This window comes from Enterobacter sp. QK-SA4 (assembly GCF_056856775.1).
This window is the reverse complement of sequence record NZ_JBXFXH010000007.1, coordinates 1,992,500-2,014,490: the sequence shown is the minus strand read 5'-3', so window position 1 is coordinate 2,014,490 and position 21,991 is coordinate 1,992,500. Positions and strand designations below refer to the sequence as shown.

General features: G+C 57.5%; 23 protein-coding genes. 9 read left to right on the top strand and 14 right to left on the bottom strand.

The window, feature by feature from the left end; all coding sequences use genetic code 11:
• Positions 1-3 precede the first annotated feature (3 nt).
• The 4 genes from AC1VYI_RS11145 to nasR all read right to left on the bottom strand — a co-directional run bounded on the left by AC1VYI_RS11145 (position 4) and on the right by nasR (position 4,342).
• A complete protein-coding gene (locus AC1VYI_RS11145) occupies positions 4-792 on the bottom strand; it encodes an ABC transporter ATP-binding protein (protein ID WP_021240347.1) in 789 nt (262 codons plus the stop codon).
• A gap of 9 nt (positions 793-801) precedes the next feature.
• Positions 802-1,680 (bottom strand): nitrate ABC transporter permease, encoded by an 879-nt coding sequence (gene ntrB / locus AC1VYI_RS11140; protein WP_109845039.1) that lies wholly within the window; start codon positions 1,678-1,680, stop codon positions 802-804.
• Between the two features lie 2 nt (positions 1,681-1,682).
• Complete coding sequence (locus AC1VYI_RS11135) at positions 1,683-2,930, bottom strand: CmpA/NrtA family ABC transporter substrate-binding protein (protein WP_226483943.1); 1,248 nt, start codon at positions 2,928-2,930, stop codon at positions 1,683-1,685.
• Positions 2,931-3,157: 227 nt separating this feature from the next.
• The gene (gene nasR, locus AC1VYI_RS11130; protein ID WP_134866096.1) at positions 3,158-4,342 is read right to left on the bottom strand and encodes a nitrate regulatory protein NasR; all 1,185 of its coding nucleotides are present in this window, start codon (positions 4,340-4,342) and stop codon (positions 3,158-3,160) included.
• A 72-nt stretch (positions 4,343-4,414) separates the two neighbouring features.
• On the opposite strand from nasR, the gene AC1VYI_RS11125 reads away from it, so the two are divergent.
• The 3 genes from AC1VYI_RS11125 (at position 4,415) to AC1VYI_RS11115 (ending at position 7,111) form a co-directional block, all read left to right on the top strand.
• On the top strand, positions 4,415-4,768 hold the full coding sequence (locus AC1VYI_RS11125) for a DsrE/DsrF/TusD sulfur relay family protein (RefSeq protein ID WP_134866095.1): 354 nt from the start codon (positions 4,415-4,417) through the stop codon (positions 4,766-4,768).
• 106 nt (positions 4,769-4,874) lie between these two features.
• On the top strand, positions 4,875-6,659 hold the full coding sequence (locus AC1VYI_RS11120) for a methyl-accepting chemotaxis protein (RefSeq protein ID WP_134866094.1): 1,785 nt from the start codon (positions 4,875-4,877) through the stop codon (positions 6,657-6,659).
• Positions 6,660-6,871: 212 nt separating this feature from the next.
• Positions 6,872-7,111 (top strand): DUF1883 domain-containing protein, encoded by a 240-nt coding sequence (locus AC1VYI_RS11115; protein WP_010432930.1) that lies wholly within the window; start codon positions 6,872-6,874, stop codon positions 7,109-7,111.
• A gap of 30 nt (positions 7,112-7,141) precedes the next feature.
• Here the strand turns inward: AC1VYI_RS11115 and AC1VYI_RS11110 are convergent, their stop codons facing one another.
• A complete protein-coding gene (locus tag AC1VYI_RS11110) occupies positions 7,142-7,837 on the bottom strand; it encodes a gamma-glutamylcyclotransferase (protein ID WP_023312120.1) in 696 nt (231 codons plus the stop codon).
• 177 nt (positions 7,838-8,014) lie between these two features.
• Positions 8,015-8,245 (bottom strand): putative cation transport regulator ChaB, encoded by a 231-nt coding sequence (chaB, locus tag AC1VYI_RS11105; RefSeq protein ID WP_023312121.1) that lies wholly within the window; start codon positions 8,243-8,245, stop codon positions 8,015-8,017.
• 270 nt (positions 8,246-8,515) lie between these two features.
• Between chaB and chaA the strand changes: the two genes are divergently transcribed.
• The gene (gene chaA, locus AC1VYI_RS11100) at positions 8,516-9,616 is read left to right on the top strand and encodes a sodium-potassium/proton antiporter ChaA (RefSeq protein WP_023312122.1); all 1,101 of its coding nucleotides are present in this window, start codon (positions 8,516-8,518) and stop codon (positions 9,614-9,616) included.
• 94 nt (positions 9,617-9,710) lie between these two features.
• On the opposite strand, the gene kdsA is transcribed toward chaA, so the two are convergent.
• The 6 genes from kdsA to hemA are packed head-to-tail and all read right to left on the bottom strand — an operon-like array spanning position 9,711 to position 15,014.
• A complete protein-coding gene (kdsA, locus tag AC1VYI_RS11095) occupies positions 9,711-10,565 on the bottom strand; it encodes a 3-deoxy-8-phosphooctulonate synthase (protein WP_024907070.1) in 855 nt (284 codons plus the stop codon).
• 36 nt (positions 10,566-10,601) lie between these two features.
• A complete protein-coding gene (gene sirB1 / locus AC1VYI_RS11090) occupies positions 10,602-11,411 on the bottom strand; it encodes an invasion regulator SirB1 (RefSeq protein ID WP_023312124.1) in 810 nt (269 codons plus the stop codon).
• A 3-nt stretch (positions 11,412-11,414) separates the two neighbouring features.
• On the bottom strand, positions 11,415-11,807 hold the full coding sequence (gene sirB2 / locus AC1VYI_RS11085; protein ID WP_134866093.1) for an invasion regulator SirB2: 393 nt from the start codon (positions 11,805-11,807) through the stop codon (positions 11,415-11,417).
• On the bottom strand, positions 11,804-12,634 hold the full coding sequence (prmC, locus tag AC1VYI_RS11080) for a peptide chain release factor N(5)-glutamine methyltransferase (RefSeq protein WP_134866092.1): 831 nt from the start codon (positions 12,632-12,634) through the stop codon (positions 11,804-11,806). Before prmC ends, sirB2 begins: the two co-directional genes overlap by 4 nt.
• Entirely contained in the window at positions 12,634-13,716 is a 1,083-nt protein-coding gene (prfA, locus tag AC1VYI_RS11075) for a peptide chain release factor 1 (protein ID WP_021240360.1), read from the bottom strand. The genes prmC and prfA overlap by 1 nt, the downstream gene beginning before the upstream one ends.
• Before the next feature lie 41 nt (positions 13,717-13,757).
• Positions 13,758-15,014, bottom strand: coding sequence for a glutamyl-tRNA reductase (hemA, locus tag AC1VYI_RS11070; RefSeq protein ID WP_023312127.1), 1,257 nt, complete (start codon positions 15,012-15,014; stop codon positions 13,758-13,760).
• A gap of 201 nt (positions 15,015-15,215) precedes the next feature.
• On the opposite strand from hemA, the gene lolB reads away from it, so the two are divergent.
• From lolB to dauA, 4 genes are all read left to right on the top strand, one after another.
• Entirely contained in the window at positions 15,216-15,827 is a 612-nt protein-coding gene (lolB, locus tag AC1VYI_RS11065; RefSeq protein ID WP_023312128.1) for a lipoprotein insertase outer membrane protein LolB, read from the top strand.
• Entirely contained in the window at positions 15,824-16,693 is an 870-nt protein-coding gene (gene ispE / locus AC1VYI_RS11060) for a 4-(cytidine 5'-diphospho)-2-C-methyl-D-erythritol kinase (RefSeq protein WP_029741606.1), read from the top strand. Before lolB ends, ispE begins: the two co-directional genes overlap by 4 nt.
• Before the next feature lie 125 nt (positions 16,694-16,818).
• A complete protein-coding gene (gene prs, locus AC1VYI_RS11055; RefSeq protein ID WP_003856663.1) occupies positions 16,819-17,766 on the top strand; it encodes a ribose-phosphate diphosphokinase in 948 nt (315 codons plus the stop codon).
• 124 nt (positions 17,767-17,890) lie between these two features.
• On the top strand, positions 17,891-19,570 hold the full coding sequence (gene dauA, locus AC1VYI_RS11050; protein WP_226483955.1) for a C4-dicarboxylic acid transporter DauA: 1,680 nt from the start codon (positions 17,891-17,893) through the stop codon (positions 19,568-19,570).
• 3 nt (positions 19,571-19,573) lie between these two features.
• Here the strand turns inward: dauA and AC1VYI_RS11045 are convergent, their stop codons facing one another.
• Positions 19,574-20,614: a MerR family transcriptional regulator gene (locus tag AC1VYI_RS11045; protein ID WP_134866091.1), complete on the bottom strand. Its 1,041-nt coding sequence runs from the start codon at positions 20,612-20,614 to the stop codon at positions 19,574-19,576.
• Between the two features lie 120 nt (positions 20,615-20,734).
• Positions 20,735-21,010 (bottom strand): stress-induced protein YchH, encoded by a 276-nt coding sequence (gene ychH, locus AC1VYI_RS11040; RefSeq protein WP_023312132.1) that lies wholly within the window; start codon positions 21,008-21,010, stop codon positions 20,735-20,737.
• Between the two features lie 274 nt (positions 21,011-21,284).
• Here ychH and pth point away from each other — a divergent pair, with 274 nt between their 5' ends.
• Positions 21,285-21,869 (top strand): aminoacyl-tRNA hydrolase, encoded by a 585-nt coding sequence (pth, locus tag AC1VYI_RS11035; protein WP_023336005.1) that lies wholly within the window; start codon positions 21,285-21,287, stop codon positions 21,867-21,869.
• Positions 21,870-21,991 lie beyond the last annotated feature (122 nt).

Below are 21,991 nucleotides of genomic sequence, written 5' to 3'. Positions count from 1 at the left end.
TCGCTACGCCGCTTTCGGCTGCTTTTCATAGAGGAAATGCAGGATCTGCTGGCGCATGTGGTGATAGCGGCTGTCGTCAGCCAGCTGCACCCGGTTACGCGGGCGCGGCAGGTCAACGTGCAGGATCTCCCCGACGGTCGCCGCCGGGCCGTTAGTCATCATCAGCACGCGATCGGAGAGCAGCACCGCCTCGTCCACGTCGTGGGTAATCAGCACGATGGTGGTGTTCAGCGCCTGCTGGATCTGCATCACCGAGTCCTGCAGATGGGCGCGCGTCAGCGCATCCAGCGCGCCGAAGGGTTCATCCATCAGCAGGACTTTCGGCTTCATCGCCAGCGCGCGGGCAATCCCGACGCGCTGCTTCATGCCGCCGGAGATCTCCCCCGGGCGCTTGTGCAGGGCGTGCCCCATCTGCACGCGGTCGAGGTTGTGCTCAATCCACTCCCGGCGCTCCGCCTTGCTCATGCTGTGGCGAAACACGTGATCGACCGCCAGGGCCACGTTGTCGAAGCAGGTGAGCCACGGCAGCAGCGAATGGTTCTGGAATACCACCGCGCGCTCCGGGCCCGGCCCGGCAATTTCGCGGTTGTCGCAAATCAGCCCGCCTTCCGTCGGCAGCGTGATCCCAGCGATAAGGTTAAGGAGCGTCGATTTACCGCAGCCGGAGTGCCCAATCAGGCTGACGGTTTCGCCCTCATGGATATCAAAGGAGACGTTCTGCAGCGCCAGAAATTCGCCGCTGGCGGTGGAAAAACGCTGGCTCACGGCCTGGACCTGGATTAATGGTTTCATGTTCGCTCCTTATTTTTCCTGCCAGCTAAAGCGACGGGCGATCAGCATCAGCCCCTGCTCCAGCAGCAACCCGACCACGCCAATGATGACGATGGCGATGAGAATGTTTTCGACGTTGAGGTTGTTCCACTCGTTCCAGATCCAGAAGCCGATCCCTAAACCGCCGGTGAGCATCTCGGCGGCGACGATCACCAGCCAGGCGATGCCGATGGACAGACGCACCCCGGTCAGCACCGCGGGCAGCACCGCCGGGAAGAGAATGCGGCGCATGATGGTCCACTCGGAAAGCTGCAGCACCCGGGCGACGTTAAGGTAGTCCTGCGGAATACACCGCACGCCTTCGGCGGTGTTGATCACCATCGGCCAGATGGAGCAGATAAAAATGGTCCAGCTCGACGCGGGCTCCGCTTTCTGAAACAGCAGCAGGCCGATGGGAAGCCAGGCCAGCGGGCTAACCGGGCGTAACAGCGCGATCAGCGGGCCGAACATGCGAGAGAAAAAGGTGAAGCGACCAATCAGGAAGCCGAGCGGGATCCCGGCGAGCGCGGCCAGGCCAAACCCCACCGCCACGCGCTGTAATGAGGCGAGCACGTTCCAGCCGATGCCCATGTCGTTTGGCCCGTCGCGATAAAACGGATCGGCAAACAGGGTGATGGCGGAATCGAGCGTGCTGAGCGGCGTCGGGAAACCTTTGCTGTTAATCGCCGCCAGCTGCCAGAGCACCACCAGCAGTCCCAGACCGAGAAACGCCGGGATGATGCGCTGAAGGATCGCATTAATCCGACGCGCAAACGTCGGCGTACGGCGGCGAACCTGCACCGGAGGCAGGAGAATCACCTCTCCACTCTCCGGCGTCTCGTGTGAATTCGTCTTTTGCAGATGCTGCATAATCAGGCCCCTTTACGGTGAATAGCGAAACGGCTGGCGTATCCTTCCGGATCGGTACCGTTCCAGACGGTGCCGTCCATCAATGTGCTGCTGCGTAATGGTGAAGTCGGTGTGCTGATGCCCCCCACCGCCGTGGCGGCATCCTGCCAGACCGCGGTCTGGTTAATGCGCTGTGCAATACCCGCGTAGTCCGGCGCGGATTTGAGCAAGCCCCAGCGGCGGAACTGGGTTAAGAACCACATGCCGTCTGAGAGATATGGGTAGCTGACGGCCCCCTCGTTGAAGAAGCGGATCGGGTGCGCGTCCTGCCAGCGCTGGCCCAGGCCGTTGTCGTACTCGCCGAGCATGCGTCCGGTGAGATACTGTTCCTTGCAGTTGAGCCACGCCCGGCGGGAGAGGATCTGCGCGGTCTCGCGTTTGTTTTCCGGGGAGGCTTCGATCCAGCGCGCCGCCTCCAGTATCGCGCTCACCAGCGCCCGCGCGGTGTGCGGGTTTTTCTCCACCCAGTCGCGACGCGTGCCGAGGATTTTTTCCGGATGATCGGCCCAGATGGACTGCGACGTGGCGGCGGTAAAACCGATGCGGTCGTTGATGGCACGTGCGTTCCACGGCTCGCCGACGCAAAAGCCGACCATGTTGCCAATGCGCATGTTCATCACCATCTGCGGCGGCGGCACCACTACCGTGCGCACGTCGTCAAAGGGGTTAATGCCCGCGCTGGCCAGCCAGTAGTACAGCCACATGGCGTGCGTCCCGGTCGGGAAGGTGTGCGCGAAGGTGTAGGTGCCGGGCGCCTGCTGACCAATCAGCTTTTTCAGCCCGTCAAGGTCTCGAACGCCCTTCTCCGCCAGATCGCTGGAAAGCGTAATCGCCTGGCCGTTCTGATTAAGCGTCATCAGGTTTGCCATCTGCTGCGGCTTGCCGGCAATGCCCAGCTCCAGGCCGTACAGCAGGCCGTAGAGAATGTGCGCGGCATCAAGCTCGCCCGCCACCAGCTTGTCGCGCACCGCCGCCCAGCTCGCCTCTTTGGTGGGCACGATGGTAATGCCGTATTTTTTATCAAAGTCTTTCAGCGCTGCGATAACCACCGGGGCGCAGTCGGTCAGCGGGATAAACCCGATGCGCACCGTTTCCTGCTCCGGTTTATCCGAGCCTGCCGCCCATGCGGCCTGCATGATACCCGGTAACAGCATTGCACCACTGGCCAGCACGCTGGCCTGCAAAAAACGCCGTCTCGACAAATCCGCCATGACCACTCCTGAATAAAAACCAAAAAAAAGCGCCCACGATGCCGAAGCACCAGTGGACGCCTTTATCCCGAAGACGCATGCACCGCCGTTGGCGCATCGTCAAAAATGGTTAATCTGATAATGCAAAGTGAATGCCAGGTTTTAACCCGCTTTTTCCGGGGCGCTAACCGAACTCCCCTCGCCTGCACGCACCTTAATCAGGCATAAAATGCCCGCTGACCGTGCAGCTACTCCTTTGGTATTATCTGCCATAAATTCTTCACCATCAGCAGCGCGCGGGCGATATCCACCATCCTTTGGTTCTTGTCCATCGCCATTTTGCGCAGCGCCGTCCAGGCCTGTTCCTCACTCATATTCTGGTGGGTCATCAGCAGGCTTTTCGTTTTATCAATGACTTTGCGCTCTTCAAGCGTGTCGCGCAGCGATGCAAGCTGGCGCGAGAGCTGTTCTATCTCGCGCGCCTGCTGGCGCACCAGGGTGAGCAACGGTTTTTCCGGATACTGTATCAGCGGATCGTCCTGCTCATCGGCGGGAGGCACGTACTCATCGTTACGGTAAATACGCTCGTCCACCGCCGTCATCAGATCGGCGATGAGCGTCTCCTCCAGCGTGCGCAGATGCTCAAGGCGCGCGGTTTGCAGAGCAAACCAGGCCAGAGCGGTAAGGCCGTTATCGGCGGCGGGCTGGCGGGTGCAGGCCACCCTTCGTAGCTGCTCCGTTTCACGATCGGGCTGACAGTGCAGGGAAAAGGTGGTCTGGACATCAGCAGAGCTGTGTGAGAGAAAAATTTCAAAGCAGGCCTGCTGCCCGTCGATGCGGTCAACCAACCTCTGGCGAGTCACATCATCGAAAAAGCCCTGCGTGAAGCCAATCGCTCCCAGGGCCCGTTCCTGTCCCGCCAGCTCTTTCCCCTGCATCAGGCTATAAAGGGCAACAAAACGCCCGGCGATTTGCGGATCGTCAATGCTGTCATTGAGCTGCGGTACGATACTGAGCAGATGGCGAAGCATGCGGGAGTAGTGTTCCATCGCCTGCGGCGCCGTTACCGTTTGCTGAATAACACCGTCGCGCAGCGCGGGAAGCATATCAAGGCTCAGGAGCGCGCCGCCGATGCGTTCACAGACCGTACTTCCCGGGATCGGCGACTGTTTTTCAAGAATGTCATAAAGTGCAGCGAGGTTTTCATCCACCAGCGCCCGGCTGGCTTTGCATTCAGGAGCGTAGAGCTTACCCTGTGAACAGAGCCAGACGTTGGACGCCCCACGCTCGCACTGTAACATATGCACCAGTTGGCTAATGCCGTGCACAAGCACGCCAAGCTGTGCCAGCTTGCTGAGCTGCTCCCGGCGCATCATCCTTGCGCGCTCGAGCCATTCGCCAGCGCCTGGCGAAATGCCAGCCATTAATGTCATGCTTACTCTCCAGAACAGCGAAACTTGGAAAAGCTAAGCAATATTCGTGCCTTTATAAGAACAGGAGTCAACATGCAAAAGATTGTGATCGTCGCCAACGGTGCGGCTTACGGCAGCGAATCCCTTTTCAACAGTCTGCGCCTGGCGATTGCGCTGCGTGAAAAAGAGAGCGACCTGGCGTTAAGACTCTTTTTAATGTCGGACGCGGTCACCGCGGGGCTGAAGGGTCAAAAACCGGCAGAGGGCTATAACATTCAGCAGATGCTGGAGATCCTCACCGCGCAAAACGTGCCGGTGAAGCTGTGCAAGACCTGCACCGACGGCCGCGGCATTACCGGTCTGCCGCTGATTGCTGGCGTAGAGATTGGTACGCTGGTTGAGCTGGCCGAGTGGACGCTGTCCGCCGATAAAGTATTAACTTTTTAATAATAAACCCATAAAAATATTATTTTCTTATGGACGCGGTTTCAGCATCAAGTTTACCTGCGGGGTTGCCGATAGGCATGGAAACAACACAGCAGGTATTTCACTTATGTTCAGATCGATTCGTGCACGCATCATCGCGGCGACGGCAGGCTGTCTGGTCGTCGCCCTTCTCCTTAATACCGTTATCAACTTCCAGGTCACGCGCCAGGATAACCAGCAGTCCCAGCGCGATATCCTGACCAGCACCAGCGCCAGCCATAACATGGCGATTGCCGACTGGGTAAAAAGCAAGATGACGGTGATCGCCTCCGCGCAGACCGTTGCGCTGAGTGACGACCCGGTTCCGGTGTTTAAACAGCTTGCTCAGGCGGGTGGATTCACCAACGTCTATGTTGGCTACGCCAGCAAAACGGCGAAATTCTCTGAACCGGCGGGCGTTCCGGCGGACTATGACCCGACTATTCGCCCGTGGTATCAGCAGGTGGTCAGCACGGACGGTCCGGTTGTCACCGCGCCATACGTTGACGCGGGGACCGGTAAACTGGTGGTTACCTTCGCCGTGCCGGTGAAAGAAAATGGCACGCTCAAAGCGGTCGTGGCGGGCGATGTAGCGATGGACAGCGTGGTGGCTAACGTGCGCGGGATCCATCCAACCCCGGCCAGCAGCGGGTTGCTTCTGAACAGTGACGGCAGCGTGATTGCCGCTAACGATCCTGCCCTCACGCTGAAACCGTTTGCTGAGACAATCAAGGGCATTGATTTTGCTGCGCTGAAAAGCGGTAACCCCGTCGACGGAACGCTAAACGACGCTGAAAAAACCTTCGTGGCGACAGCCGTGCCGGGCACAAACTGGCTGTTAGTCGTCGCGCTCGACAGCGGTGACGCCACCTCCGGCATGCGTTCCCTGCTTAAAGCCTCGGGGATTTCGCTGGTGATCCTCGCACTGCTGAGCGCCGCCATTGTGCATTTCCTGATTGCCCGCCTGCTCAAGCGTTTGTCCGACATTCGCGACGCGATGCACAACATTGCTAACGGCACTAACGATCTGTCCCAGCGCCTGCCGGACAGCGGCGAGGACGAGGTCGCGCAAATTGCCCAGGCCTTTAACGCCTTCAGCGATAAACTGTCGGTGGTGATGGTGCAGCTCCGGGATGCCAGTGAATCGGTGAAAAACGCGGCGCAGGAGATAGCCGCAGGTAACCAGGATCTTTCCGGACGTACCGAGCAGGCGGCATCCAGCCTACGCGAGACGGCCAGCGCCGTGGAGCAGATCACCGCCTCCGTGACGCAGTCGAATGAATCGGCGGCAGAAGCCAACGACCAGGCGAGCAAGGCCTCAGCGGCCGCGGCGCGCGGCGGCGAGGTGGTATCGCAGGCGATCAGCACCATGCAGTCTATTGAAGTCGCGTCGGCAAAAATTGGCGATATCACCAGCGTGATTGACGGCATTGCTTTCCAGACCAACATTCTGGCGCTGAACGCCTCCGTCGAGGCGGCGCGTGCGGGTGAGCAGGGGCGCGGGTTTGCCGTCGTAGCAGGCGAAGTGCGTAACCTGGCGAGCCGTAGCGCTCAGGCGGCGAAAGAGATCAAATCCCTGATTGACTCCACCACCGACAGAGTGGCAACAGGCTCCCGCTACGTACATCTGGCGGGGGAAAGCATGGATGAGATCCGCTCCAGCATCGGCAGCGTCTCTGGCATCATGCGCGAAATCTCCATCGCCACCAGCGAGCAGATGAAAGGGATTCATGAGATAAACCACGCGGTGACCCATCTCGACAGAATGGTTCAGCAGAACGCCGAACTGGTGGTGGAATCCGCCGCCGCCGCGGGTGCCCTGCAGAGCCAGGCGGGCGACCTTGCTGAAACAGCCGGGCATTTCCGCATTTAATCTTCTTCCGGAGCGCGTTTAGCGGGTAAAACGCGCGCCAGCCTAAATTTTGAGGAATTTTGTCATTTTTGTTTAATCGTTATGCCATTTTTTGATCAAAATCAGCATCCCACCCCCTCCCCTTTGGTGTTATGCCATGAGTGAATTGTGAACAACATCACGCTCGGATATGGCAGCACGGAGAGCGTTGTTTAAGACTACGGGGTAAAAAAATGGCACTGGTAAAAACAAGTTTGAAACTGTTTGGCGGGGATACGGTAGTGGTGCGTTGCTCAGAACGCTGTCGTATTCATCTGATGAGTTCGAAAGCGCAAAAACAGTCCCAGGCGGATATTCTCACCGTACAGGACGATAAGGCCTGGCTTACCGTGCCGTATACCGGGACGTGGGATGTGCTGATCGATAGCCACAGCCAGTCGCTGGAGCATTCCGTCAGCTACGTGGCAGCATAAGTTTAAACGCCCGGCAAGCCGGGCGTATTGTCAGGCAAAACCCTGTCGCAGCGTGCTGTTGAGCGGGTTCCCTTCCAGCAGCGCCTTCACCTTCACCACCAGCTCATTCAGACAATCGTCCTTCATGCCGAGGCGTGTCAGCTCCTGATCGAGGGAGAACAGATACTGCGCGTTGGTGCCCAGCGGCCCGCTGGCGGCGGCAATCAACGGGGCAATCACCTGCGTGCGGGTATCCGCTTCATACAGCGGATGGCGCGGATCCATAATAAACACCAGCGCGTTGACGGTGCGTCCGTCGTCCAGTTCCAGCTTGCACCAGCTCGGCATATAGCAGCCGGTGATCATCTCGCGCTTCCAGAGCAGCGTGAGCTCCTCTTCCAGCGTGGCATCCGGCAGGCGATACGCCACGCCCGTGGTGCGCCCGCCCTCTTTCAGTGCAAGCATGCGCCCGGGCTGGCACGCGCTGCCGCGTCCGGCCGTCAGGCGCAGGCAAAACGCGCGATGCCAGCCAGGCAGCGTTCCCGTTGCCGATTCGACAAATTCCAGAGCCGGGTTCCACATCAGGGAGCCGTAGCCAAAAATCCATACCGGGCCATCATCCGGGCGGCAGGCAAGCGTGGCAGCGAGTGACGCCGCACGTTGTTCAGCTGACCAGAGAAGCGATTCCTCAATAGCACCAAATGCCGTCTTACAATCTGCCTTCATTAAGAAATCACGCGTTAACACTTTCCACCTCCGCCACTGCATGCTTCCTTGCGACATCTGTAATTCGCTTTCCCGGCATTCTGTGCTGGTCATTTTGCCAGCAGTCGAATAACGATAAGCAATTAGCGGACCAGTTGCAATACAACGGAAGTTCAACCGCCTGAAAAGTCAAAATGAAGGCAGCGAATCATTTCACGACTATTTCTTTTTATGCCATTTATCGTCGTCTCCTTTCTCATATTCATGTTTTACTGCGGCCCAGGCGACTTTGTGGGCCGTCTCTTCACGGCTGGCATCATCCCGGCGATCGTCCTTGTCTTTGTACTGATCCCAGGCGCTGTTGAACGCCTCTTTGTAGATATCCTGCGCGTGGGCGGGCAGCACGTTTTGCACGTTATCCGGTAATTCACGTTTCGCTTTATAGGGCATCACTAACCTCTCTTTTGGTTAAAGAGATAAGTGTGGACGACGATATGCCATGGTGCCACCCGACAATAATTTATGACTGCATTATATTTTTAATTGACTGTTATTTAATGAGTATTCGACAAAAACACGGCATTATGGACATCAGAAATGCAAATAAAGAAAAAGGGTAAAATTAAGTAAAAAACAAAGGGTATTTAACAGAGTTCTGTTAATTTAATGACCTCAAAAATCTATCTATAATTACAAGCACCTGCATTGATGGAGAAGCACATGACAGCAACACACGAGGCGGTAAAGACCCGCCACAAGGAGACGTCACTCATTTTCCCGGTTCTGGCACTGGCTGTGCTGCTCTTCTGGGGAAGCAGTCAGTCACTGCCAGTGGTGGTTGGTATCAATATTCTGGCCCTGGTCGGCATCTTAACCAGCGCGTTTAGCGTCGTTCGCCACGCGGACGTCCTGGCCCACCGTCTGGGCGAGCCTTACGGATCGTTAATTCTCAGCCTTTCCGTTGTTATTCTCGAAGTCAGCCTGATTTCCGCCCTTATGGCGACCGGCGATGCCGCGCCGACGCTGATGCGCGACACGCTCTATTCGATCATTATGATTGTAACGGGCGGCCTGGTAGGCTTCTCTCTGCTGCTGGGCGGGCGCAAATTTGCGACCCAGTATATGAACCTGTTCGGCATTAAACAGTATTTGATCGCCCTCTTCCCGCTTGCGATTATCGTGCTGGTCTTCCCGATGGCGCTGCCGGGTGCAAACTTTTCCACCGGGCAGGCGCTGCTGGTCGCACTGATTTCCGCCGCCATGTACGGCGTGTTCCTGTTGATTCAGACCAAAACGCACCAGAGCCTGTTTGTGTACGAGCATGAAGATGACGGCGACGATGATGACCCGCACCACGGCAAGCCGTCTGCCCACAGCAGCGCGTGGCATACGGTTTGGCTGATCGTGCATCTGATTGCGGTGATTGCCGTCACCAAGATGAACGCTAACCCGCTGGAGACGCTGTTAACCGAGCTGAACGCGCCGGTGGCGTTTACCGGCTTCCTGGTGGCGCTGCTGATCCTGTCGCCGGAAGGGCTGGGCGCGCTGAAAGCGGTGTTGAATAATCAGGTGCAGCGCGCAATGAACCTGTTCTTCGGCTCCGTACTGGCGACGATTTCACTCACCGTACCGGTGGTGACGCTGATTGCCTTTATGACGGGCAACGAGCTGCAGTTTGCGCTGGGCGCGCCGGAGATGATTGTGATGGTCGCCTCGTTGCTGCTGTGCCAGATTTCGTTCTCAACCGGGCGTACCAACGTGCTGAACGGCGCGGCGCATATGGCCTTGTTTATTGCGTATCTGATGACGATATTTGCGTAATTTTATCCGGTGCGGGCTGATGCCCTCACCCCAACCCTCTCCCCCAGGGAGAGGGAGAAAGCATAAAAAAAACCCGCCGAAGCGGGTTTTTTTATTAGTTGCTGGTATCCAGCTCGTCGAAGCTCTTCACCAGATCGTCAATCGCTTTGATCTGCTTCAGGAACGGCTCCAGCTTGTCCAGCGGCAGCGCGGATGGGCCGTCGCATTTTGCGTTATCCGGATCCGGGTGCGCTTCAATGAACAGGCCGGCCAGACCGGTTGCCATGCCGGCGCGCGCCAGCTCGGTCACCTGGGCACGACGGCCACCGGACGCGGCGCCGAACGGGTCGCGGCACTGCAGGGCGTGGGTCACGTCGAAAATCACCGGAGACTGGCCGGAGACATTTTTCATCACGCTGAAGCCCAGCATGTCGACAACCAGGTTGTCGTAGCCGAAGTTTGCGCCACGGTCACACAGAATGACCTGATCGTTGCCGCCTTCGATAAATTTATCGACGATGTTTCCCATCTGCCCAGGGCTGACGAACTGTGGTTTCTTCACGTTGATAACGGCACCGGTTTTCGCCATCGCCGCAACCAGGTCGGTCTGGCGAGCCAGGAATGCCGGGAGCTGAATCACATCCACCACGTCTGCCACCGGCTGCGCCTGAGAGGCTTCATGCACGTCGGTGATCACTTTTACGCCAAAGGTCTGCTTCAGCTCCTGGAAAATTTTCATTCCCTCTTCCAGGCCCGGGCCACGGTAAGAGTTGATGGAGGAGCGGTTGGCTTTGTCAAAAGAGGCCTTAAACACGTACGGGATACCCAGCTTCTGGGTCACGGTCACGTAGTGTTCGCAGATACGCATAGCGAGATCGCGGGATTCCAGCACGTTCATGCCGCCAAACAGTACGAACGGCAGATCGTTTGCTACCTTGATATCACCAATGCTAACCACTTTTTGTTTCATAGGATCGCCTTATTCAGGTGTGAATCGGAATTAAGATTAATGCAGTGTAATTTGTTTGTGCGAGATCGCGTTGATCTGCGCACGAATCATTTCGCTAATGGGGTCTTCCGGACACTGCTCGACGAAATAATTCAAATCATTCAGCGCCACGTGTTCACAGTCGAGCTGCGCGTAGATCAACCCGCGATCGCGAATTTCGTACGGATCTTCCGGGTTGAACTGCAGCAGCACTTCGCTGGCGCGCAACGCCAGCTCCATCTGACGCTCTTCCATTAACGCAGACTTCAGCGTATCCAGCAGCTTGCGGATCACTTCTGCGTTATCCGCCTCGTCGAGATCTTCGTTGAAGAGTTCAGCCACCGGGCTGATATTGCCTTTCAGCCACACGTCCAGCGTATGTTCATCCAGCGTGTCGCCGTTGAAGGGATTAATGAGCCACATTTCACCGTCCAGCCACTCAGCGCGCAGGATCATCTGCGTCGGGAAAATGACCGGGACTAGCGGAATATCCAGACGGTGCGCGACCCACAGCAAAATAGAACCCAGCGCCACGGCGCTGCCCTGACGATTTTTTAAGACCTGGTCCAGCCATAATGCGTCAGACAGGCGATACACGCCCCGCGTGTCGCAGAAACCCCATTCGCCGTAGAAAAGCTCCAGCAGCTTCTCTAATTGCCAGTCTTGCGGGCGAGCCTGATTAATCTCTTCACGCGCCAGGCTGACCAGATTCTCCAGCTCATCGTAGACAAACTGCGACGTAAAATCGTCGCGAATCATCTCAGAAATCAGGATCATGCCATCGCAAAGCGGCACTTTATTAAATTCGAAATCGGCTAAGGACCTCATGACTTACCCCAGTAACGGTATTCTTGTGGTGGCGAGTTTAATGATGATGTACAGCACCACCAGACCCAGCAGAAAGGCGATAAACCCGACCTGCTGGCTGCGCGGACGACGACGCCCAAGCGCGATAAAACCCAAAACGATGTAGATGATAACGCCAAACAGCTTTTCAGTCAGCCATGCACCTTTATCAGTAAATGGCAGATAGCCGGTCTTCCACATGAGCCCGGCACCGGAAAGGAGCAATAGCGTGTCGATGCAGTGCGGCGCGATACGCACCCAGCGGGCATCCGTCAGCGGATTGTTGCTGTAGCGCCACCAGTAACGGACGATGAAAAAGCTGATGGTCAGCGCAAAGGAAATGAGGTGGACGGTAATGAGCACGGTAAAGAGGCTCATAGCCACTGCCCCAGCGTCAGACGTTCATTGCCGCCGTAGTCGCGGCAGGTTTCGACAGCGGCGTAGCCAGCTTGCGTAAACAGTGCCCGCACGGCTTCTCCCTGCGTCCAGCCATGTTCCACGAGCAGCCAGCCGCCGGGAAGCAAATGTTTTCGTGACATTGTCACAATGTGATCGAGATCGGCTAATCCTGCGTTGCCGGCCACGAGCGCCGTCAGCGGTTCGAAGCGCACGTCTCCCTGCGCAAGGTGCGGGTCATGTTCGTCGATGTAGGGAGGATTGCTGACAACCATCGCAAATGAGCGATTCTCCAGCGCGGCAAACCAGCTGCTTTGCAGCACCGTCACGTTGCAGAGCCCGTGACGTTCCACGTTACGCTGCGCCAGCGCCACCGCATCGGGCATTACGTCCACCGCCGTCACCGCGCAGTCGCGCCGCTCGGTAGCGAGCGCCAGCGCGATAGCCCCTGTCCCGGTACCGAGATCGAGAATGCTGCAGGCCGCCGCCGGTAAACGCGCCAGCGCCTGCTCTACAAGACACTCGGTGTCCGGACGCGGGATCAGCGTCGCCGCCGAGACGTAAAGCGGTAACGACCAGAACTCACGCTCACCGACAAGGTGCGCCACCGGCTCGCCGGTTTTACGGCGGGCAAGCAGCGCGGCGAGCTGCGCTTCCTGTTCCGCGGTCAGTTCGGTTTCGCCAAAAGCCAGCAGATACGTGCGGGCTTTACCCGTCACATGCTCAAGCAAAATTTCGGCGTCGCGTTTCGGGCTTTCGCTTTCTGAAAGCTCACCGGCCGCCTCACGTAACCAGCGCTGAAAATCCATTATTCCTGCTCGGACAGCGCCGCCAGCTGGTCGGCCTGGTATTCCTGCACGATAGGCTCGATCAGCATATCCAGCTTCCCTTCCATCACCTCGTCCAGACGGTACAGCGTCAGGTTGATGCGGTGGTCGGTTACGCGCCCCTGAGGGAAGTTATAGGTGCGGTTACGGTCGCTGCGATCGCCGCTGCCCAGAAGGTTACGGCGCGTAGAGGCTTCCGCCTGCTGGCGTTTCGCCATTTCGGCTGCGTGGATACGCGCGCCCAGCACGGACAACGCTTTGGCTTTGTTTTTGTGCTGTGAACGCTCGTCCTGACATTCAACGACGATGCCGGTCGGCAGGTGGGTAATACGGATGGCGGAATCGGTGGTGTTAACGTGCTGACCGCCCGCGCCAGAGGAGCGGAACGTATCAATACGCAGGTCCGCCGGGTTGATATCCGGCAGTTCAGCCTCCGGCAGCTCCGGCATCACCGCAACCGTACAGGCGGAGGTGTGAATGCGGCCCTGAGATTCGGTGGCCGGTACGCGCTGCACGCGGTGACCGCCGGATTCAAACTTGAGACGACCGTACACGCCGTCGCCGCTGATCTTGGCGATAACCTCTTTGTAGCCACCATGTTCGCCTTCGTTGGCGCTCATGATCTCCACTCGCCAGCGACGCGATTCGGCGTAGCGGCTGTACATGCGGAACAGATCCCCGGCAAACAGAGCCGCTTCGTCACCGCCGGTACCGGCGCGCACTTCCACAAACGCGTTACGCTCATCGTCTGGATCTTTCGGCAGCAGAAGCACCTGAAGCTGCTGCTCCATCTCTTCAGAACGCGCTTTCGCATCCTGCAACTCTTCCTGCGCCATCTCGCGCATTTCAGGATCGTCGAGCATCATCTGCGCGGTTTCGATATCTTCCTGAACCTGTCGCCAGTCGGTAAAGCATTTAGAAACATCACTTAACTGCGCGTATTCACGCGAGAGCGCGCGAAAACGTTCCTGGTCCGCAATGGTCCCGGCATCCCCGAGCAGCGCCTGTACTTCTTCATGGCGCTCGTGCAGAGCTTCCAGTTTAGCGACGATAGAAGGCTTCATAGGCGTAAGTGCACCTTGTCTTAGAAAATGGGTATAGGGCGCTATTCCAGCCCGAGGCTGTTGCGCAGAATAGTCAGGCGTTCATCATCCCCGTCACGGGCAGCCTGCTGAAGAGATTTGGTTGGTGCATGGATCAGGCGGTTGGTCAGTTTCCACGCCAGATCCTGCATAATCGCATTTGCGTCGCCGCCCTGTTCAAGGGCCGCTAACGCTTTGGCAGTCAGGTCATCACGCACCTGCTCCGCCTGCCCGCGGTACTCGCGGATGGTCTCGCTGGCGCTTTGCGCGCGAAGCCAGGCCATAAACTCACTGGTTTCCTGCTCGACGATGGTTTCCGCCTGAACCGCCGCCGCTTTACGCTGGGCGAGGTTGTGCGAAATGATGCTTTGCAGGTCATCCACGCTGTAGAGATAGGCGTTAGGCAGCTTGCCCACTTCCGGCTCAACATCGCGCGGGACGGCGATATCCACCAGCAGCATCGGCTGATTACGGCGGGACTTGAGCGCACGCTCCACCATCCCTTTTCCGATAATCGGCAGCGGGCTGGCGGTTGAGCTGATGATAATGTCCGCCTCTTTCAGGCGTTCATCGATGTCGCTCAGGGCAACCACCTCTGCACCCACTTCATCCGCCAGCACCTGCGCGCGTTCGCGGGTGCGGTTTGCGATAATCATCTTTTTCACTTTATGCTCGCGCAGATGGCGCGCCACAAGTTCGATGGTTTCGCCCGCGCCCACCAGCATCACGGTGACGGTAGACAGGGATTCAAAGATTTGGCGTGCAAGGGTGCAGGCCGCGAAAGCAACAGAAACCGCACTGGCACCAATGTCGGTTTCGGTTCGCACACGCTTCGCCACGGAGAACGACTTCTGGAACATGCGCTCCAGCTCGCTGGCCTTCAGATGCCCTTTTTGCGAATCCGCAAACGCTTTTTTCACCTGCCCCAGAATTTGCGGCTCGCCCAGCACCAGTGAATCCAGCCCGCTGGCGACGCGCATCAGATGGCTGACGGCATCGTTGTCCTGATGCCAGTACAGGCTGTTGCGCAGCTCGTCTTCATTGAGATTGTGGTAGTCGCATAGCCAGCGAATCAGCGCTTCGTGCAGGTTGTCCTGCTCTTCCACGCTTAAATACAGCTCGGTACGGTTGCACGTCGAGAGCACCACGCCACCCTGCACCATAGGCTGTGCAAGCAGGCTGTCCAGCGCCAGGTCAAGCGTATCCGGCGAAAACGTCACGCGTTCTCGCAGCGAAACCGGAGCCGTTTTGTGGTTGATGCCGAGTGCTAATAGGGTCATGTTGAGCGGGAGTAGTACCAGCGTTAATAAGGTTAGCAGAACGCATCATACAGGATGCGCGAGATCAATAAAAGGGACTGCCCCCTTTCGGAGTAATAGGTTACACAACCCTTTGAGATAATTTGAACGTAGACGGTAGCCCCCTTCGACGCTAGCATTAACAGTTATAACTGCAACGTATCTCAAGGATTTGTCCTCATTATGACCCGACTGATTCGCCTGCTGCCGCTGGCAGCACTGGTTCTGACCGCGTGTACCGTCACCCAACCAAAAGGCCCGGGCAAAAGCCCTGATTCACCGCAGTGGCGTCAGCACCAGCAGGACGTCCGTAATTTGAACCAGTACCAGACCCGCGGCGCTTTCGCTTATCTCTCTGACGAACAAAAGGTTTATGCCCGCTTCTTCTGGCAGCAGACGGGGCAGGACAACTACCGCCTGCTGCTGCTGAACCCGCTGGGCAGCACCGAGCTGGAGCTTATCGCCAAGCCGGGCGAAGCGCAGATCACCGATAACAAAGGCCAGCACTATACCGCGACCGATGCCGAAGAGATGATTGGCAAGCTGACAGGGATGCCAATCCCGCTCAACAGCCTGCGCCAGTGGATCCTTGGCCTGCCGGGGGAGGCAACTGACTACACCCTTGACGACCAGTACCGTCTGAGCCAGGTGAACTACACCCAGAACGGCAAAACCTGGAAAGTGGTGTACAGCGCCTATGACAGCAAGAGTAAACCGTCGCTGCCATCAAACATGGAGCTGACCCAGGGCAGCCAGCGTATCAAGCTGAAAATGGACAACTGGATCGTTAAATGATGACCCACTGGCCCTCTCCGGCAAAGCTGAACCTGTTTTTATACATTACCGGCCAGCGTGCTGACGGGTACCACACCCTGCAGACGCTGTTTCAGTTTATTGACTATGGCGACACGATCTCTATTGAACTGCGCCAGGACGGGCAGATTTGCCTGCTAACGCCGGTCGAAGGCGTGGCGCATGAGGACAACCTGATCGTGCGCGCCGCGCGTCTGCTGATGAAAGCCGCGGCGGAATCGGGCCGTCTGCCCGCGGGAAGCGGTGCGGATATCCGTATCGAGAAACGCCTGCCGATGGGCGGCGGTCTGGGCGGTGGATCATCCAACGCCGCCACCGTGCTGGTTGCGCTGAATCACCTCTGGGGCTGCGGGCTGTCGAAGGACGAACTGGCAGCCCTGGGCCTGACGCTGGGGGCGGATGTCCCGGTGTTTGTGCGCGGTCATGCGGCCTTTGCTGAAGGCGTGGGTGAGATTCTCTCCCCGGCTGAACCGCCGGAGAAGTGGTATCTGGTTGCCCACCCTGGCGTGAGTATTCCGACCCCGGTCATCTTTAAAGATCCTGACCTGAAAAGGAATACCCCGGTTAGGTCAATAGAAACGTTATTAAATTGTGAATTCAGCAACGATTGCGAGGATATCGCAAGAAAACGTTTTCGCGAGGTTGATGCGGTGCTTTCCTGGCTGTTAGAATACGCGCCGTCGCGCCTGACTGGTACAGGGGCCTGTGTCTTTGCTGAATTTGACACCGAATCCGCCGCTCGTCAGGTGCTTGAGCAAGCGCCGGTTTGGCTGCATGGTTTTGTAGCACGTGGGATGAACACCTCCCCCCTACAGCAGACCATTCTGGCGCAGACTGAGTTTCGGTGACAACGTCACCCTGTTCCAGACGTTGCATCGCGCTCTTTAATACACCGCCTGGATAGCCTTCGCCTGGCCCGCACAGTTTGCGGCGAACGCTATCCACCACTGGACGCATGCCTGAGGTTCTTCTCGTGCCTGATATGAAGCTTTTTGCTGGTAACGCCACCCCGGAACTAGCACAACGTATTGCCAACCGCCTGTACACTTCCCTCGGCGACGCCGCCGTAGGTCGCTTTAGCGACGGCGAAGTCAGCGTACAAATTAACGAAAATGTACGCGGTGGTGATATTTTCATCATCCAGTCCACCTGTGCTCCAACAAACGACAACCTGATGGAACTGGTTGTTATGGTCGACGCCCTGCGTCGCGCTTCCGCAGGCCGTATCACTGCTGTAATCCCTTACTTCGGCTATGCCCGTCAGGACCGTCGCGTCCGTTCCGCGCGTGTGCCAATTACCGCTAAAGTTGTCGCTGATTTCCTGTCCAGCGTCGGCGTTGACCGCGTACTGACCGTTGACCTGCACGCAGAGCAGATCCAGGGCTTCTTCGACGTTCCGGTTGATAACGTATTCGGCAGCCCAATCCTGCTGGAAGACATGCTGCAGCTGAACCTGGATAACCCAATCGTGGTTTCTCCGGACATCGGCGGCGTGGTACGTGCCCGTGCTATCGCTAAGCTGCTGAACGATACCGACATGGCTATCATCGACAAACGCCGTCCGCGCGCAAACGTTTCTCAGGTGATGCACATCATCGGTGACGTTGCTGGCCGTGACTGCGTGCTGGTTGACGACATGATCGATACCGGCGGTACGCTGTGTAAAGCAGCTGAAGCGCTGAAAGAGCGTGGTGCCAAGCGCGTGTTCGCTTACGCGACTCACCCGATCTTCTCCGGTAATGCGGTAAACAACCTGCGCAACTCCGTCATTGACGAAGTGGTGGTATGCGATACCATCCCACTGAGCGACGAGATCAAAGCACTGCCAAACGTGCGTACGTTGACCCTGTCCGGGATGCTGGCCGAAGCGATTCGTCGTATCAGCAACGAAGAATCCATCTCAGCAATGTTCGAACACTAATCGAACACGGCCGAAAAACCCGCTGCGGCGGGTTTTTTTGTCTCCGGGTTTTATTTGTATGATTAATGCCTCCTTCACCTGCCATTCATATGACAGATGATGCGCATACGGATGATAGATAATTGTGAAAAACGTAGCCTCCTCACATGTTCTGCCCTTTCGCGCCCTCATCGACGCCTGCTGGAAAGAGAAGTACACCTCGTCACGCTTTGTCCGTGACCTGATTGCCGGGGTCACCGTCGGCATCATCGCCATCCCGCTGGCGATGGCGCTGGCGATTGGCAGCGGCGTTGCGCCGCAGTACGGTCTGTACACCTCGGCCGTTGCCGGGATCGTCATTGCCCTGACGGGCGGTTCGCGCTTCAGCGTCTCCGGCCCGACCGCCGCCTTCGTGGTGATCCTCTACCCGGTTTCGCAGCAGTTTGGTCTGGCAGGCCTGCTGGTCGCCACCCTGATGTCGGGCGTATTTTTGATTTTGTTTGGTCTGGCCCGCTTTGGTCGCCTGATTGAATATATTCCCCTTTCCGTGACGCTGGGGTTCACCTCGGGGATTGGTATTACCATCGGAACCATGCAGATCAAAGATTTCCTCGGCCTGCAGATGCCCCACGTACCGGAGCACTATCTGCAAAAAGTGGGGGCGCTGTTTATGGCGCTGCCGACGGCCAACCTGGGCGACGCCGCCATCGGGATTGTGACGCTGGGCACGCTGATCGTCTGGCCTCGCCTCGGTATTCGTCTGCCGGGCCATCTGCCCGCGCTGCTGCTGGGCTGCGCGGTGATGGCGATCGTCAATATGCTCGGTGGTCACGTCGCGACTATCGGCTCGCAGTTCCACTATGTTCTGGCGGACGGTTCACAGGGTAGCGGTATTCCGCAACTGCTACCGCAGCTGGTGCTGCCGTGGGACATGCCCGGCTCCAGCTTCACCCTAAGCTGGGATTCCCTGCGAGCCCTGCTTCCCGCCGCGTTCTCTATGGCAATGCTGGGGGCGATTGAATCCCTGCTCTGCGCCGTCGTTCTGGACGGCATGACCGGCACCAAACACAAAGCCAACAGCGAGCTGGTCGGTCAGGGATTAGGCAACCTCGTCGCGCCGTTCTTCGGCGGTATTACCGCAACGGCAGCCATCGCCCGTTCTGCGGCCAACGTCCGCGCAGGTGCGACCTCACCGGTTTCGGCGGTTATCCACTCCGTGCTGGTGATCCTCGCCCTGCTGATCCTCGCCCCGCTGCTCTCCTGGCTACCGCTTTCCGCCATGGCCGCCCTGCTGCTGATGGTGGCATGGAACATGAGCGAGGCGCACAAGGTGGTGAACCTGCTTCGTCGCGCGCCGAAAGACGACATCATCGTGATGCTGATCTGCATGTCGCTGACCGTGCTGTTCGATATGGTTATCGCCATCAGCGTCGGGATCGTGCTGGCTTCCCTGCTGTTTATGCGCCGTATCGCGCAGATGACGCGCCTTTCCCCGGTTAACGTCGAGGTGCCTGACGATGTGCTGGTGCTGCGCGTGATTGGCCCGCTATTCTTCGCCGCGGCGGAAGGTCTGTTCAGCGATCTGGAGTCCCGCATCGCGGGCAAACGGGTTGTGGTGCTGAAATGGGATGCCGTACCGGTGCTGGATGCAGGCGGCCTGGATGCCTTCCAGCGCTTTGTGGCACGTCTGCCGGAAGGCTGTGAGCTGCGGGTGAGTAACCTGGAGTTTCAGCCGCTGCGCACCATGGCGCGCGCGGGCGTGCAGCCTATCCCTGGCCGACTCTCCTTCTACCCTAACCGTGAAGCCGCGTTAGCGGATCTGTGAGTCTCATGATGCAGAGAAACGTCTCTGCATCATCACCCCGATCGCCTGCTGGAGCCATGCAAGCACGGCAGGCGTCATCCAGGTTCCTTTCATCAGGTGCGGCTCCTGCTGCATGGCTGCGCGAAACTTTTGCTGAGTTTCCGGGCTGGTGCCCGCGTAAGACTGGAACAATGCCAGCCAGTTTTCAGCCAGCTTTTGCGCCTCCTCCGAGGCGGGATCGATATTTTCCCGCTGCGCCTGATGCAGTTTCGCCACCAGCGGCGGCCACTCCATCATGCGGTCAAAGTAGTGTGCCCGGGTAAAGGCCATCTCCTCGGCAGTGAGATACTTCTCCCATATGCAGAGCTTAGACTCAGCAAACGCGCGCGTGATGTAATCCGTCATCTCCGGCGTGATGCCGGTCTGCGCCTGCATCTGCGGTTCAACGCTGTGCATCTCGTTCAGCCGGGTGAGAAACTCCGGCTTGCCCGCCGTGTCCTGCTCCAGGCGTTCCATCCAGCGCGTCGCCAGATCCATCGCCCGCGCGTCAGTCGCGGGTATATGTTGCTGCAGAAGCGTCTTAGCCTCTGCAACCAGCCCTGACCAGATAGCCGCCAGCGCATCCTTCTGCACCGCAAACGGCAGCTGCTGTAACTCTTCTTTGCTAAACCAGCGATCGTACATGTTCATTAACTCCAGAGTCTGTAGCCAGGATTCCAGATCCGGCGTCGCATCGTCGAGAAGCCCGCTCCGCAGTTCCACCAGCCGGTCGCGCAGCGTATGTATGCTGCGCAGCTGTTTATCCAGCAGCGTGATTTGCGCATCGAGTAGCTCGGTTAACGACAGCGACTCCTGTTCCAGGAAATCCCTGATTTCAGCAAGTTCCAGCCCCGCTTTTGCCAGCGCCTGGATCATGTGCAGACGCTGGACATCCGCCAGGTTGTAAAGCCGGTAACCTGCCGCGCTTCTGGCAGAAGGCAGCAACAACCCTGTTTGCTCATAGTGGTGCAATGTCCGCACGGTGATCCCGGCGCGTTTCGCCAGCTCACCCACCTGAATCAACATAACTGCTCCTTTTTCTTTGCCAGTGGCGCCACTCTGGAGCCTTACGTTACGTGAGGGTCAATCCTTGATGCAAAAAAAAACGACTCCCGCGGGAGCCGTTTCGGCGTTCTTTATCAGGCACTAGCTGTGCTTATGCTGATCGCGACGACAGCGTTTGTCGTAGTGGCGCACCCACCAGTATTTATCGCAGACCTCCTCATGTCCGCTCACGCGCGCCCCGGCGAGCCACAATACCGCACCAACGAAGATGCTCAATATCGCGCCATGCGCGAAGTATTGCGGGAGGTCAATCTGAGGTAACTGGTTTAAAATGGAATAACCTACGCCGGCTACCATCACGAACAGCCCCAACCCCATCAGCACGTTACCGAGTAACGAAGCGTTTTTGCGTTTCATGTGTCACCTCCGGAACTTTGGGTTGTCAGGGGAAAAGCCCCTAATCCTTGTGTGTAAAGTATAGACAACGCCCCTTTTATGAGTTGCGTGAATGATCACAATTACAGATAAGTCCCAAACAAAAGTTTACAAATAAGGCTTTGAACAGCTTGAAATTCTAATTGTTCAAATCAGAAATTATTCGTATTTCGCCGAGAAGATCGCAGAATTTTGTCAAGCGGCGCGCCAGACAGTAAACTACGCGCCAGATCTGGAACCCATTAGGAATTGAATCGTGACGATTAAACTGATTGTCGGCCTCGCCAACCCGGGCGCAGAATATGCGGCCACCCGCCATAACGCCGGGGCATGGTACGTCGATCTGCTGGCCGAGCGGTTACGTGCTCCCCTGCGTGAAGAACCTAAATTCTTCGGGTATACCTCACGTATCAATCTTGCTGGCGCGGATGTTCGCTTACTGGTGCCCACCACCTTTATGAACCTGAGCGGTAAAGCGGTGGCAGCAATGGCAACGTTTTATCGCATCAATCCGGATGAAATTCTGGTCGCACACGATGAGCTGGATCTCCCGCCTGGCGTAGCAAAATTCAAGCTGGGCGGCGGGCACGGCGGCCACAACGGCCTTAAAGACATCATCAGCAAGCTGGGCAATAACCCGAATTTCCACCGTTTGCGCGTAGGAATCGGCCATCCGGGCGATAAAAACAAAGTTGTCGGTTTCGTACTCGGTAAGCCCCCGGTTTCTGAGCAGAAACTGATTGACGAGGCGGTAGACGAAGCGGCGCGCTGCACCGAAATCTGGCTGAAAGATGGGTTAACCAAAGCGACAAACCGCTTACACGCTTTCAAAGCGCAATAATCCGCCCGATCCGGCTTTTTTACCGCGCGTCATGCGGGTTACGTGTATAATAGGCGTAGTTATTTACTTTTCATCAGTCGGTTATCGTTAACGGATTGATTATCAAGATATTAAGGTGATTT

Excerpts from the sequence above, each read along its gene's own strand:
- ychH (WP_023312132.1), bottom strand. The coding sequence starts at position 21,010 with ATGAAACGCAAAAACGCTTCGTTACTCGGTAACGTGCTGATGGGGTTG.
- ispE (WP_029741606.1), top strand. The coding sequence starts at position 15,824 with ATGATGACCCACTGGCCCTCTCCGGCAAAGCTGAACCTGTTTTTATAC.
- AC1VYI_RS11135 (WP_226483943.1), bottom strand. The coding sequence starts at position 2,930 with ATGGCGGATTTGTCGAGACGGCGTTTTTTGCAGGCCAGCGTGCTGGCC.
- sirB1 (WP_023312124.1), bottom strand. The coding sequence starts at position 11,411 with ATGAGGTCCTTAGCCGATTTCGAATTTAATAAAGTGCCGCTTTGCGAT.
- AC1VYI_RS11115 (WP_010432930.1), top strand. The coding sequence starts at position 6,872 with ATGGCACTGGTAAAAACAAGTTTGAAACTGTTTGGCGGGGATACGGTA.
- AC1VYI_RS11045 (WP_134866091.1), bottom strand. The coding sequence starts at position 20,614 with ATGTTGATTCAGGTGGGTGAGCTGGCGAAACGCGCCGGGATCACCGTG.
- hemA (WP_023312127.1), bottom strand. The coding sequence starts at position 15,014 with ATGACCCTATTAGCACTCGGCATCAACCACAAAACGGCTCCGGTTTCG.
- prfA (WP_021240360.1), bottom strand. The coding sequence starts at position 13,716 with ATGAAGCCTTCTATCGTCGCTAAACTGGAAGCTCTGCACGAGCGCCAT.
- ntrB (WP_109845039.1), bottom strand. The coding sequence starts at position 1,680 with ATGCAGCATCTGCAAAAGACGAATTCACACGAGACGCCGGAGAGTGGA.
- prmC (WP_134866092.1), bottom strand. The coding sequence starts at position 12,634 with ATGGATTTTCAGCGCTGGTTACGTGAGGCGGCCGGTGAGCTTTCAGAA.
- chaA (WP_023312122.1), top strand. The coding sequence starts at position 8,516 with ATGACAGCAACACACGAGGCGGTAAAGACCCGCCACAAGGAGACGTCA.
- lolB (WP_023312128.1), top strand. The coding sequence starts at position 15,216 with ATGACCCGACTGATTCGCCTGCTGCCGCTGGCAGCACTGGTTCTGACC.
- AC1VYI_RS11145 (WP_021240347.1), bottom strand. The coding sequence starts at position 792 with ATGAAACCATTAATCCAGGTCCAGGCCGTGAGCCAGCGTTTTTCCACC.
- AC1VYI_RS11120 (WP_134866094.1), top strand. The coding sequence starts at position 4,875 with ATGTTCAGATCGATTCGTGCACGCATCATCGCGGCGACGGCAGGCTGT.
- kdsA (WP_024907070.1), bottom strand. The coding sequence starts at position 10,565 with ATGAAACAAAAAGTGGTTAGCATTGGTGATATCAAGGTAGCAAACGAT.
- sirB2 (WP_134866093.1), bottom strand. The coding sequence starts at position 11,807 with ATGAGCCTCTTTACCGTGCTCATTACCGTCCACCTCATTTCCTTTGCG.
- nasR (WP_134866096.1), bottom strand. The coding sequence starts at position 4,342 with ATGACATTAATGGCTGGCATTTCGCCAGGCGCTGGCGAATGGCTCGAG.
- AC1VYI_RS11125 (WP_134866095.1), top strand. The coding sequence starts at position 4,415 with ATGCAAAAGATTGTGATCGTCGCCAACGGTGCGGCTTACGGCAGCGAA.
- chaB (WP_023312121.1), bottom strand. The coding sequence starts at position 8,245 with ATGCCCTATAAAGCGAAACGTGAATTACCGGATAACGTGCAAAACGTG.